The following is a 12,025-nucleotide window of genomic DNA, read 5'->3' as shown; positions in this document are numbered from 1 at the left end:
AAGGAGTCCGCGCCGTCGCTCTCCCGCCGGGAGAGCGACGGCCGCCGCGTTTCAGTCGCGCAGTTCGGCGACGTGGCAGGGCAGGTCGAGCTGGGCCAGCACCGCGGCGGTGAACTGGGCGGTGGTCGCGGCCTCGCCGGCCGGGGCCAGGTCGGCGGTCAGCACGCCGGCGTCGAGCACCGCGGCCACCGCCTGTTCCAGGCAGGCCGCTTCCGCGTCCAGGCCCAGCGAGTGGCGCAGCAGCAGGGCGGCGCTGAGGATCGTGCCGCAGGGGTTGGCGATGCCGCGGCCGGCGATGTCGGGCGCCGAGCCGTGGATCGGCTCGTACAGGCCGACCTTGCCCTCGCCCAGCGAGGCCGAGGGCAGCAGGCCGAGCGAACCGGCCAGCATCGAGGCTTCGTCGGTGAGGATGTCGCCGAACATGTTCTCGGTGACGATCACGTCGAACGCGCGCGGCTTGGCGATCAGATGCATCGCCATCGAATCGACCAACTGGTGTTCCAGGGTCACGTCGGGGAACTCCTCGCGCGCCACCCGCGTCGCCACCTCGCGCCACAGCCGCGAGGTTTCCAGCACGTTGGCCTTGTCCACGCTGACCACGTGCCCGCGGCGGCCGCGCGCCAGCTGGCAGGCGCGGCGGACCACGCGTTCGATCTCGGCCACGCTGTATTCGCACAGGTCGCTGGCGGCCGACGCGCTGCGCTGCTTGTCGCCGAAATAGATGCCGCCGGTGAGTTCGCGCACCACGATCATGTCCACGCCGGCGAGCAGGTGCGGCTTGATCGGCGAGGCGCCGAGCGTGGCCGCGTGCGGCTGCACCGGGCGCAGGTTGGCGTACAGGCCCAGGCCCTTGCGCAGCGCCAGCAGGCCCTGCTCGGGGCGCACCTTGGCCTTGGGGTCGGACCACTTCGGCCCGCCGACCGCGCCGAGCAGCACCGCATCGCTGCGCTGGCAGGCCTGCAGCGTCGCCGCCGGCAGCGGCTCGCCGCTGGCGTCGATGGCGGCGCCGCCGATCAGGTGGCGCTGCAGTTCGAACTGGTGGCCGTAGCGGGCGGCGAGCGCCTGCAGCACCTGGACCGCGGCGGCGGTGACTTCCGGACCGATGCCGTCGCCTTCGAGAACGACGATGTCAGCGCGCATGGACTTGCTCCTGTGGGGATTCTTGGTGGGCCGCGGCGCGGCGTTGTTCGTAGACGTGGATGGCGTCGAGCTGGCGCAGCAGGTAGCCGAGCTGGTCGACGCCCTCGATCAGGCAGGTCTGGGCGAAGGCGTCGAGCGGGAACTGGACGCTGCGCCCGTCGGGCAGGTGCAGGCGGCGGTCGCGCACGTCGATGCGGAGCTCGATGCCGGGCCGGTCCAGCAATTCGTCCAGCAGTTCCTGCTCGACCACGATCGGCAGCAGGCCGTTCTTGAGCGAGTTGCTGCGGAAGATGTCGGCGATTTCGCTGCTGATCACCGCGCGCAGGCCCAGGTCGGTCAGCGCCCACGGCGCGTGTTCGCGCGAGGAGCCGCAGCCGAAGTTGCGTCCGGCGACCAGGATCGCGGCACCGGCGTTGGCCGGCTTGTTGAACTCGAACTCCGGGTTCGGCGCGCCGTCGGCGAGATAGCGCCAGTCGTTGAAGGCGAACCTGCCCAGGCCCTTGCGCTCGGTGGTGGTGAGGAAGCGCGCGGGGATGATCTGGTCGGTGTCGATGTTGCGTTCGCGCAGCACCACGGTGCGCGAGACGACTTCGGAGATGCCGTTGGACATTTACGCGACCTCCTTGACGTCGGTCAGATACTCGCGCGGATCGACCACGTGACCAGCCACGGCGCAGGCCGCGGCGGTCAGCGGCGAGGCCAGCAGGGTGCGCGCGCCCTTGCCCTGGCGGCCTTCGAAATTGCGGTTGCTGGTGGACACGGCCAGTTGGCCGGCGCCGACCAGATCGCCGTTCATGGCGATGCACATCGAACAGCCCGGCTCGCGCCATTCGGCGCCGGCCGCGCGCACCACCGCATCGATGCCCTCGGCCTCGGCGTCGCGCTTGACCTGTTCGGAGCCGGGCACCACCAGCATGCGCACGCGCGGATGCACGCGGCGCCCGCGCAGCACCTGCGCGGCCTGGCGCAGGTCGGACAGGCGCGAGTTGGTGCAACTGCCGACGAACACCACGTCAACCGGCCGCCCCGCCATCGGCGCGCCGCCGTCGAAACCCATGTAGGCCAGCGCTTTGGCTTCGTCGGCGTCGTCGGCCTGCGGCAGGCGCGCGTCGATCGCCGCGACCTGGCCCGGGTGCGTGCCCCAGGTCAGGGTCGGCTTGATCGCGCCGGCGTCGATATGCACTTCGCGGTCGAACGCGGCGCCGTCGTCGGTCTTGAATGCGCTCCAGCGCGCGACCGCGCGATCCCAGTCGGCGTCGCGCGGCGCGCGCGGGGTGGCGGCGAGATAGTCGAAGGTGACCCGGTCCGGCGCGATCAGTCCGGCGCGCGCGCCGGCCTCGATCGACATGTTGCAAACGGTCATGCGCTCGTCCATCGACAGCGCGCGGATGGTCGAGCCGCGGTACTCGATGACGTGGCCGGTGCCGCCGTTGACGCCGATCGCGCCGATGATGTGCAGGATCAGGTCCTTGGCGCCGACGCCGGGCGCGAGTTCGCCTTCGACGTTGATCGCCAGGGTCTTGGGTTTGCGCTGCAGCAGGCACTGGGTGGCCAGCACGTGGCCGACTTCGCTGGTGCCGATGCCGAAGGCCAGCGCGCCGAACGCGCCGTGGGTGGCGGTGTGGCTGTCGCCGCAGACGATGGTCTGGCCGGGCTGGGTCAGGCCCAGTTCCGGGCCGATCACGTGGACGATGCCGCGGTGCGCGCTGTCGTAGTCGAACAGTTCGACGCCGTGGCGCGCGCAGTTGCGGCGCAGGGTGTCGACCTGGTGCTCGGCTTCGGCGGTGTAGTAGGGCAGGCGGCCGTCGGCGCCGGCGGGCAGGGTCGGGGTGGAGTGGTCGAGCGTGCCCTTGGTCAGGTCGGGCCGGCGCGGGCCCAGGCCGCGCGCTTCGAGTTCGGCGAAGGCCTGCGGCGAGGTCACTTCGTGGATCAGGTGCAGGTCGATGTAGAGCACCGCCGGCGCGGCCTCGGATTCGGGCGCGACCAGGTGGGCGTTCCACAGTTTGTCGAACAAGGTGGTGGGTTGAGTGGCTGCAGTCATGGTGGAGTCGACTATGGCTTTGTGCTTTGAGTTATTGGTTTTCCTTCTCCCGCGTGCGGGAGAAGGTGGCCCGAAGGGCCGGATGAGGGCGCGCGGCCCTCACCCCAACCCCTCTCCCGCAAGCGGGAGAGGGGCTTTGGTGCTTTATGCGGTCGCGGCGACCTTGCGCGGCGCCGCCGCCGGCTGCGGTTGCCGCTGCGTGCGCACCACGCGGTTCGCCAGTTCCAGCCACGCCAGCGCGCTGGCCTCGAGGATGTCGGTGCTGGTGCCCGAGCCGGTCAGCTCGACCCCGTCCACGCGCGCGGTCACGCTGGCCTGGCCCTGGGCGTCGTCGCCGGTGGTCACGCTCGACACGTGGTAGTTGTCGATGTTCAAGTCCACGCCGGTGGCGCGCGCCAGCGCGGCGAACATCGCGTGCACCGGGCCGTCGCCGACCGCGGCTTCGCTGACGGTGGCGCCGTCGGGATCGACCAGTTGCACGCTCGCGGTCGGCAGGCTGCCGTCGGATACGCCGGTGCTGACGTGGGCGCGCACCAGCCGGTAGCCGCGTGCGGCCTTGGCGTCGGCGCCGAGCACCAGCGCTTCCAGGTCGGCGTCGAACACTTCGCGCTTCTTCTCGGCCAGGGTCTTGAACGCGGCGAACACCGAATTCAGGCGCGCCTCGTCCAGGCTGAAGCCCAGCGTCTGCAGGCGGTCGCTGAGCGCGGCGCGGCCGCTGTGGCGGCCCATCACCATCTGCGACTGGGCCCAGCCGACGTCTTCCGGCGCCATGATCTCGTAGGTGCCGCGGTGCTTGAGCATGCCGTGCTGGTGGATGCCCGACTCGTGCGCGAACGCATTCTGGCCCACCACCGCCTTGTTGCGCTGGACCACCATGCCGGTGATGCGCGAGAGCAGGCGCGAGGTCGGCACCAGCCGGCGGGTGTCGATGCGGGTGGTCGCGTTGTAATAGGCGTTGCGCACGCGCAGCGCCATCACCAGTTCTTCCAGCGCGCAGTTGCCGGCGCGCTCGCCGATGCCGTTGATGGTGCACTCGACCTGGCGCGCGCCGCCTTCGATCGCGGCCAGGCTGTTGGCCACGGCCAGGCCCAGGTCGTTGTGGCAGTGGGCGCTGAACACCGCCTTGTGCGCGTCGCGGACGTTGTCGCGCAGGTATTCGAACAGCGCGCGGATCTCGCTCGGCGTGGTATAGCCGACGGTGTCGGGAATGTTCAGGGTGCGCGCGCCGGCGGCGATGGCGACGCCGCAGATCTCGACCAGGTAATCGTGCTCGGTGCGCAGCGCGTCCTCGCAGGAGAACTCGACGTCGTCCACGTACTTGCGCGCCTGCTCGACCGCGGCCACCGCGCGTTCCAGCACCTGCTGCTTGTCCAGGTTGAGCTTGTGCTGGCGGTGCAGCGGGCTGGTGGAGATGAACACGTGGATGCGCGGCTTGGCCGCGCCTTCCAGCGCGCGCGCGCAGGCTTCGATGTCGCCGGGATGGCAGCGCGCCAAGGTCGCCAGCGACGAACCGCGCACTTCGCGCACGATCGACCGCACGCCCTCGAGGTCGGCCTCGGAACTCGCGGGGAAGCCGGCCTCGATGACGTCCACGCCGAGCTCGCTGAGCGCATGGGCGAAGCGCAGCTTCTGGCTGGCGCTCATGCTGCAGCCGGGCGACTGTTCGCCGTCGCGCAGGCTGGTGTCGAAGATCGTGACGTGCTGGGGCGTTTCGGCGGTTCCCGTAATCGGGGGAACTACCGGGCCGGGCGAGTCGTTCATGGGGTGACGTCCTCTGTAACGGTGCGATGCGGGGAGGGGGAAGGTCGAGCGGAGGCCGCGGCCGCGCGCGGCGGCGGCAGATTGGCGAGTTGGTAAATGTCCACCTCGATGCTGGCGCCGGCGCGCGACAGCGAGGTGTCGCGATTGCGACGGCGCGGGCGCCGCGGTGCGCGCGGTCGCACTTCCGACAGCAACTGCGCCAGCACGCCGGCGTCCACGTTGCCGCCGGAGACCACCGCGCACTTGCGCTTGGCGGCGATGCGGCGGCCGGCGGCCAGCGCCAGCGCGCCGGCGCCTTCGGCGATGATGTGTTCTTCCAGCGCCAGCCGGACCAGGGTTTCGCGCAGTTCGGCTTCGCGCACGATCACCACGTCGTCGAGCAGGTCCGCCAGCAGGCGTTCGGTCAGGCGGCCCGGGTCCTTGACCCGCACGCCGTCGGCCAGGGTCGCGACCGGTTCGATCAGTCGGCGGTCGCCGCGCAGCGCGCGCGCCATCGAATCGACGCCTTCGACCTGGGCGCCGATGATGCGCACGCCCTGAGACTTCAACGCCAATGCGACGCCGGATGCGAGACCGCCGCCGCCGATCGGCACCAGCACCACGTCGGGCGCGAACGCGGCCAGCTCCAGGCCGACCGTGCCCTGGCCGGCGATCACGTCGGGATCGTCGAACGCCGACAGCAGGCGGTAGTCGTGTTGCTGTGCCAGTTCGATGGCGAAAGCCTTGGCTTCGTCGTAAGTGTCGCCGTGCAGGCGCACGGTCGCGCCCCAGTGGGCGACGCCGGCGATCTTGGTCTGCGGCGCGCAGCGCGGCATCACCGTGATCGCGTTGACGCCGAGGCGATACGCGGCCCAGGCCAGGCCCTGGGCATGGTTGCCGGCCGAGGCGGCGATCACCGGGCGGTGATCGCCGCGTTCGCGCGCGGCCAGCAGCGCGTTGAGTGCGCCGCGCACCTTGTACGAACCGGTGCGCTGCAGGTTCTCGAGTTTCAGCCAGCAGCCGAAGCGCTCGGCGTGGTGCAGCGGGGTGACGCTGAGGTAGCGGCGCAACCGCGCCTGCGCCGCCAGCAGATCGGCGGCGCCGACGTCGGGCCCGCGCGCGGCGGCGCCGGCGCGGACTGGGTTGCGTACTACGTCGCCGTCCATGCTCAGACCGCCGTCAGCCAGTGCGCGTAGCGGCTGTCCTGCCCGCGCACGACTTTCGCGTACAGCGCCGACAGCTCGCGGGTGACCGGGTTGTCGCCGAACACGCGACGGTCCAGCACGTCGATGGCGCAGGCCTCGGCCGCGGTGCCGCAGACGAACACTTCGTCGGCGTCCAGCAGCTCGTGCAGGGTGACTTCGCGCGAAGCCGCGCCGGACAGCGCGATCATGGTGTCGCGGGTGATGCCCGGCAGCGCGTCGCGGTGCTCGACCGAGGTCACTTCGCCGTTCTTGACCATGAACACGTTGGCGCCGGTGCACTCGACCACATAGCCCTTGTCGTCGGTGAACAGCGCTTCGTCGAAGCCGCGTTGCTTGGCCTCGCGCTTGGCCAGGATCGAATTGACGTACGCGCCCGACAGCTTCAGCGGCGGCAGCGAGGTCGCCGGGTTGCGCTTCCACGGCGACACCGTCAGCCGGGTGCGCGCGCCGCCCAGGTGCACGACCTTGGCGATGGTGGCGACCATCAGGTGCTGGCTCAGCGGGTCCACGTCCAGGCCGATGCTGCCGGTGCCCATCCAGGTCAGCGGGCGGATGTAGGCGTCGCGGTGGCCGTTGGCGCGCAGCGTGTCCAGCACCGCGCGGCCGGCGCGTTCGACGTCGAAGTCGATGCCGAACATGTCCGCGCCCTTGCGCATGCGCTCCAGGTGCTCGGGCAGGCGGAACACCGCCGCGCCGCCGTCGCCGGTGGCGTAGCTGCGGATGCCTTCGAACACCGCGGTGCCGTAGTGCATGGCGTGGGTGGTCAGCGGCGCTTCGGGGGCGTCGCCGGCGATGAACTGTCCGTCGAACCAAATGACGGGCTGACGCTGGGAAACCGGGACTTCGCCGCGAGCGCGGGACTCGGAGCCCTCAGCCGCATCGAAAGCCTCCCCACTGCGGCTCGGCGCCGGCGCCCGCTCGCGCACCGTCGCGGCCGCATGCGCCGGCGCCTGCGCTTGTTCGGGACGTTCGAGAACTTCGGTAGTCAGGTGCATGGCGAAACCTCAACGGCAAGACAGTCGTAGAGCTTGGCGAGCTGGCTCTGCAAAGCGGTGTCGGCGCGGTCGCCTTCCACGGTCATGCGCAGGTGCCAGCGGTCGCCGTCGGGTTGCGCTTCGCCGTCCACCGACAGCGGACGGAAGCCGCGGCGTTCGGCGGCGCCCAGTACCCGGGCCAGGGCGCCTTCGGCCTGGCGCAGGGTCAGATCAAGCTGGTATCGCATGGGCGCTCTCCTTTTCGGCGGGGGGCGTCAGGCTGGCGATCGCGTCGGCGTCGCTCGCTTCGGGGTCCAGCATCTGCGCGTTGTTGTGGTTCGGCGGAACCAGCGGCCAGACGTTGGCGGCCTGGTCGATGGCCACGTGCAGCAGCACGGGGCCGGGGGTGTCGAGCATGTAAGTCAGCGCTTCGTCGACCGAATCGGCGCGGTCGACGTACATCGCCTTGATCCCGAACGCGGCGGCGATCGCGCAGAAGTCCGGGTTGTCGGACAGGTCGATCTCGGAATAGCGGCGCTCGAAGAACAGCTCCTGCCACTGCCGCACCATGCCCAGGGCCTGGTTGTCGAGCAGCACGATCTTCACCGGCAGGCGGTAGCGGGCGATGGTGGCCAGCTCCTGCACGTTCATCAGGAACGAGCCGTCGCCGCTGACGCAGATCACGGTCGCTTGGGGGTTCTCCAACTGCGCGCCCAACGCCGCCGGCACGCCGAAGCCCATCGCGCCGAGGCCGCCGCTGGTCAGGTGCTTGCGCGGATCGTCGAAGCGCCAATGCTGGGCGACCCACATCTGATGCTGGCCGACGTCGCAGGCCACCACCGCCTGCGGCGCGCGTTCGGACAGCGCGCGCAGCAAGGCCGGCGCGTACACCGTCTCGCCGGGCGCGTCGTAGCGCGGCGCGCATTCGCGCTTGCGCTGCAGGCAAGTGTCGCGCCAGGCGCGACGCGCGCCGCCGTTGCGGCCCTGCAACTGCGCGGTGATCGCCGGAGTCAGCGCGTCCAGCGAGCGGCGCAGGCAACCGCGCACGCCGGCGTCGGCGTGGCGCAGCTTGCCGATCTCGCAGGCGTCCAGGTCCATGTGGACCACGCGCGCGTTCGGCGCGAACTCGGCCAGCTTGCCGGTGGCGCGGTCGTCGAAGCGCGCGCCCACGACGATCAGCAGGTCGCACTCCTGCACCGACAGATTGGCCGCGCGGTTGCCGTGCATGCCGAGCATGCCCAGGTTCAGCGCGTGATCGGCCGGCAGCGCGCCGAGTCCCTTCAGCGTCAGCACCGCCGGGATCTGGCTGCCTTCGACGAAGGCGCGGAACGACTCGACCGCATCGCCCAGCGAGATGCCGCCGCCGCCGTAGACCAAGGGCTTGCGCGCATGCGCGATCAGCGCGGCGGCCTCGTGGTACGACGCATCCGGCGCGGCTGGGACCGGATCGGTCGGCAGCGGCGCGTGCGCCGGCAGGTGCGAGGCGTCGGCGTTCTGCACATCCTTGGGCAGGTCGATCAGCACCGGCCCCGGCCGGCCCGAACGCGCCAGCCGGAACGCTTCGCCGAGCATGCGCGGCAGGTCGTCGACGCTGCGCGCCAGGAAGCTGTGCTTGACGATCGGCAGGGTCATGCCGAACACGTCCAGCTCCTGGAACGCGTCGGTGCCCATCAGCGAGGTCGCGACCTGGCCGGTGATGCAGACCATCGGCACCGAGTCCAGCATCGCGTCGGCGATGCCGGTGACCAGGTTCGACGCGCCGGGGCCGGAGGTGGCTACGCAAACACCGACTCGCCCGCTGGCACGGGCGTAGCCGTTGGCCGCGAAAGCCGCGCCTTGCTCGTGGCGGACCAGGATGTGCTTGAGGTCCGATCCATGCAAAGCGTCGTAGAAAGGCATGATCGTGCCGCCCGGATAACCGAACAGCGTGTCCACGCCTTCTGCGGCCAGCGCTTGCGCCAGCCAGCGGGCACCGTTCATCAGGCGGCCTCTTCCTGTCGTTCGCCGCGGTCCGCGGCCGGCGCGGGCGCCGGAGCGGCCGCGGTCTTGGGAGCGTTGTCGAGCCACTTCATGTTCGCGCGCAGCTTCTTGCCGACCGCTTCGATCGGATGCTCCAGATCGCCGCGCTTGAGCGCCTTGTAGTTGGCGTTGCCCGAGGCGTATTCGGCGATCCACTGCTTGGCGAAGGTGCCGTCCTGGATCTCGGCCAGCACCTTGCGCATCTGCGCGCGGGTGTTGTCGTCGACGACATAGGTGCCGCGGGTCAGCGCGCCGTACTGGGCGGTCTCGCTGATGAACTCGTGCATGCGGGTGATGCCGCCTTCGTAGAACAGGTCGACGATCAGCTTCAGCTCGTGCAGGCACTCGTAGTAGGCGACTTCCGGCTGGTAGCCGGCCTCGACCAGGGTTTCCCAGCCGGCCTGGACCAGCTTGGTCGCGCCGCCGCACAGCACCGCCTGCTCGCCGAACAGATCAGTCTCGGTCTCTTCCTTGAACGTGGTCTTGATCGCGTTCTGGCGCGCGCCGCCGATGCCGGCGCAGTAGGTCAGGGCGAACTCCTCGGCGCGGCCGCTGGTGTCCTGGTGCACGGCATAGACGCTGGGCACGCCGCGGCCGATCTCGTATTCGCGGCGCACCAGCGCGCCCGGGCCCTTCGGCGCGACCAGCACCACGTCGAGGTCGGCGCGCGGCGCGATCTGGCCGTAATGCACGTTGAAGCCGTGCGCGAACAGCAGGCAGGCGCCTTGGCGGATGTTCGGCTCGATGACGTCGCGGTAGAGCTGCGGCTGGACCATGTCCGGGGTCAGCACGGCGACGAGGTCGGCGCCGGCGACCGCTTCGGCGGGCGTCTTGACGGTGAAGCCGTCGGCCTTGGCTTTGATCTCGGTCGGACCGCCGGGGCGCAGGCCTACGGTGACGTCGAAACCGGAATCGCGCAGGTTGAGGGCGTGGGCGCGGCCCTGGCTGCCGTAGCCGACGACGGCGATCTTGGGACGGGAGGCGGTGCTGGTCATGGCGGGTCTCGTAGGGAGGAGTGAGCGGAGAGGAGTGAGGAGCGAGAGAGAGGTCAGGCGGGTTCGGAGGTTTCGGGTTCTAACGCTGCGGTTTCGATCAGGGTCGCTTCGATCTTTTTCTGCGCCTGCAGCGGGCCGGGCGCGGTGACCGCGCCGCGCGAGGCCGAACCGACGCTGCGCGCGTACTTGGCCAGCACGCCGGTGGTCACGCGCGCGGCGATACGCGCGGGTTCGCGCGACGCCAGCTCGGCGGCGACGCTGAGGGTGCGGGTCTTGACGTCGATGACGACGCGGTCGCCTTCGCGCAGCCGCGCGATCGGGCCGCCGTGCGCGGCCTCCGGCGAGATGTGGCCGACCATGAAGCCGTGGGTCGCGCCGCTGAAACGGCCGTCGGTGATCAGCGCGACGTCGTTGCTCAGCCCCTGGCCGACCAGCGCCGCGGTCACCGCCAGCATCTCGCGCATGCCGGGGCCGCCGGTGGGGCCTTCGAAGCGGATCACGACCACGTCGCCGGCCTGGATCTGCCGCGCCTGCACCGCCGCGAACGCGGCTTCTTCGGAATCGAACACCCGCGCCGGGCCTTCGAAATGTTCGCGGCCGTGGCCGGCCAGCTTGAGGATGCAGCCTTCCGGCGCGAGGTTGCCGTAGATGATCGAGTAACCGCCGCGCGGCTTGATCGGATCGCTGACCGGGCGCACCACGTCCTGCTGCGCGGCCATCGTCGCTTCGCCCAGCTCCTGGAAAAAGGAACGGCCGGTGACCGTCGGAATATCCTCGATCAGACCGGCCGTCTCCAGCTCGCGCGCCACCAGCGCCGCGCCGCCGAATTCGAACATTTCCGCGGCGGTGTAGCGCCCGCCGGGTTTCAGGTCGGCGATGACCGGGGTGTGCGCGGCGGCTTCGAATTCTTCCAGGTCGAAGGCGACGCCGGCCTCGTGGGCGATCGCCAGCAGGTGCAGCGCGGCGTTGGTCGAGCCGGCGGTGGCCGAGACCGCGCGCGCGGCATTGCGCAAGGACGCGGCGGTGATCAGCTGGCGCGGCGTCGGCGAACCGTCGCGCAGCCGCTGCATCACCAACTCGCCGCACAGGCGCGCGGTTTCCGGCTTGTCGTCGTGGATCGCCGGGACGTCGTTGTAGCCCAGCGGCGACAAGCCCAGGAAGGTCAGCACCATCGCCATGGTGTTGGCGGTGAACTGGCCGCCGCAGGCGCCGGCGCCGGGGCAGGCGTGCGACTCGATCCGGTGCAGTTCGGCGTCGTCGATGCGTCCGGCCGAATGCGCGCCGACCGCTTCGAACACGTCCTGCACGGTCAGCGGCTTGTCGTCGGCGCTGTTCTTCTTCGACGGGCAATGGCCCGGCATGATCGTGCCGCCGTAGAGGATCACGGTCGGGATGTCCAAACGCGCGGCGGCCATCGCCGCGGCGGGAATGGTCTTGTCGCAGCCGACCAGCAGCACCATCGCGTCCAGGCAGTGGCCCGAGACCGCCAGTTCGATCGAATCGGCGATGGTCTCGCGCGAGGCCAGCGACGCGCGCATGCCGTCGCTGCCCATGGCGATGCCGTCGGTGACGGCGATGGTGTTGAACTCGATCGGCGTGCCGCCGCCGTCGTGCACGCCGCGGCGCACGTGCTGGGCGAGGTCGCGCAGGGTGATGTTGCACGGCGAGACGTCGCTCCAGGTGTGGACGACGGCGACCAGCGGTCTGGCGATGGCCGCGTCGTCCAGGCCGGTGGCGCGCAGCATCGCGCGCGCGGGGGCTCGGGCCGGGCCTTGCTTGATGGCGTTGCTTCTCACGAACGGCGTTCCTTGGGGGCGAATCCGTCGCCGTGTCCGCACGTCCGCGTGCGGTATTGCAAGGAACCCAGGGCCGCATAACGAAAAACCCCGCGCCTTTTCGGGCGCGGGGTTC

At 70.6% G+C, this 12,025-nt stretch carries 10 protein-coding genes; all 10 read right to left on the bottom strand.

What is annotated here, in order from left to right; all coding sequences use genetic code 11:
• Positions 1-51: 51 nt before the first annotated feature.
• The 10 genes from leuB to ilvD all read right to left on the bottom strand — a co-directional run bounded on the left by leuB (position 52) and on the right by ilvD (position 11,910).
• The gene (leuB, locus tag RDV84_RS02460) at positions 52-1,140 is read right to left on the bottom strand and encodes a 3-isopropylmalate dehydrogenase (protein ID WP_309152342.1); all 1,089 of its coding nucleotides are present in this window, start codon (positions 1,138-1,140) and stop codon (positions 52-54) included.
• Positions 1,130-1,750, bottom strand: a complete 621-nt coding sequence (gene leuD, locus RDV84_RS02455; RefSeq protein WP_309152341.1) for a 3-isopropylmalate dehydratase small subunit — start codon at positions 1,748-1,750, stop codon at positions 1,130-1,132. Before leuD ends, leuB begins: the two co-directional genes overlap by 11 nt.
• Entirely contained in the window at positions 1,751-3,181 is a 1,431-nt protein-coding gene (gene leuC, locus RDV84_RS02450) for a 3-isopropylmalate dehydratase large subunit (protein WP_309152340.1), read from the bottom strand.
• 144 nt (positions 3,182-3,325) lie between these two features.
• Positions 3,326-4,942, bottom strand: coding sequence for a 2-isopropylmalate synthase (locus RDV84_RS02445; RefSeq protein WP_309152339.1), 1,617 nt, complete (start codon positions 4,940-4,942; stop codon positions 3,326-3,328).
• Positions 4,939-6,087 (bottom strand): threonine dehydratase, encoded by a 1,149-nt coding sequence (locus tag RDV84_RS02440; RefSeq protein ID WP_309152338.1) that lies wholly within the window; start codon positions 6,085-6,087, stop codon positions 4,939-4,941. The genes RDV84_RS02445 and RDV84_RS02440 overlap by 4 nt, the downstream gene beginning before the upstream one ends.
• 2 nt (positions 6,088-6,089) lie before the next feature.
• Complete coding sequence (locus tag RDV84_RS02435) at positions 6,090-7,121, bottom strand: aminotransferase class IV (protein ID WP_057946322.1); 1,032 nt, start codon at positions 7,119-7,121, stop codon at positions 6,090-6,092.
• The gene (locus RDV84_RS02430; protein WP_057946323.1) at positions 7,112-7,348 is read right to left on the bottom strand and encodes an ACT domain-containing protein; all 237 of its coding nucleotides are present in this window, start codon (positions 7,346-7,348) and stop codon (positions 7,112-7,114) included. The genes RDV84_RS02435 and RDV84_RS02430 overlap by 10 nt, the downstream gene beginning before the upstream one ends.
• Complete coding sequence (gene ilvG, locus RDV84_RS02425) at positions 7,332-9,080, bottom strand: acetolactate synthase 2 catalytic subunit (protein WP_309152337.1); 1,749 nt, start codon at positions 9,078-9,080, stop codon at positions 7,332-7,334. Before ilvG ends, RDV84_RS02430 begins: the two co-directional genes overlap by 17 nt.
• Positions 9,080-10,114, bottom strand: a complete 1,035-nt coding sequence (gene ilvC / locus RDV84_RS02420; protein ID WP_309152336.1) for a ketol-acid reductoisomerase — start codon at positions 10,112-10,114, stop codon at positions 9,080-9,082. The genes ilvG and ilvC overlap by 1 nt, the downstream gene beginning before the upstream one ends.
• 53 nt (positions 10,115-10,167) lie before the next feature.
• Positions 10,168-11,910 (bottom strand): dihydroxy-acid dehydratase, encoded by a 1,743-nt coding sequence (gene ilvD, locus RDV84_RS02415; protein ID WP_309152335.1) that lies wholly within the window; start codon positions 11,908-11,910, stop codon positions 10,168-10,170.
• Positions 11,911-12,025: the final 115 nt, after the last annotated feature.

Source organism: Lysobacter yananisis (genome assembly GCF_031199375.1).
Classification (GTDB): domain Bacteria; phylum Pseudomonadota; class Gammaproteobacteria; order Xanthomonadales; family Xanthomonadaceae; genus Lysobacter; species Lysobacter yananisis.
Note: the sequence above shows the minus strand (reverse complement) of the source record. Positions and strands in the feature narration are given on the sequence as shown.

Coding starts and splice junctions, on each gene's coding strand:
- leuB (WP_309152342.1), bottom strand. CDS start 1,140: ATGCGCGCTGACATCGTCGTTCTCGAAGGCGACGGCATCGGTCCGGAA.
- leuD (WP_309152341.1), bottom strand. CDS start 1,750: ATGTCCAACGGCATCTCCGAAGTCGTCTCGCGCACCGTGGTGCTGCGC.
- leuC (WP_309152340.1), bottom strand. CDS start 3,181: ATGACTGCAGCCACTCAACCCACCACCTTGTTCGACAAACTGTGGAAC.
- RDV84_RS02445 (WP_309152339.1), bottom strand. CDS start 4,942: ATGAACGACTCGCCCGGCCCGGTAGTTCCCCCGATTACGGGAACCGCC.
- RDV84_RS02440 (WP_309152338.1), bottom strand. CDS start 6,087: ATGGACGGCGACGTAGTACGCAACCCAGTCCGCGCCGGCGCCGCCGCG.
- RDV84_RS02435 (WP_057946322.1), bottom strand. CDS start 7,121: ATGCACCTGACTACCGAAGTTCTCGAACGTCCCGAACAAGCGCAGGCG.
- RDV84_RS02430 (WP_057946323.1), bottom strand. CDS start 7,348: ATGCGATACCAGCTTGATCTGACCCTGCGCCAGGCCGAAGGCGCCCTG.
- ilvG (WP_309152337.1), bottom strand. CDS start 9,080: ATGAACGGTGCCCGCTGGCTGGCGCAAGCGCTGGCCGCAGAAGGCGTG.
- ilvC (WP_309152336.1), bottom strand. CDS start 10,114: ATGACCAGCACCGCCTCCCGTCCCAAGATCGCCGTCGTCGGCTACGGC.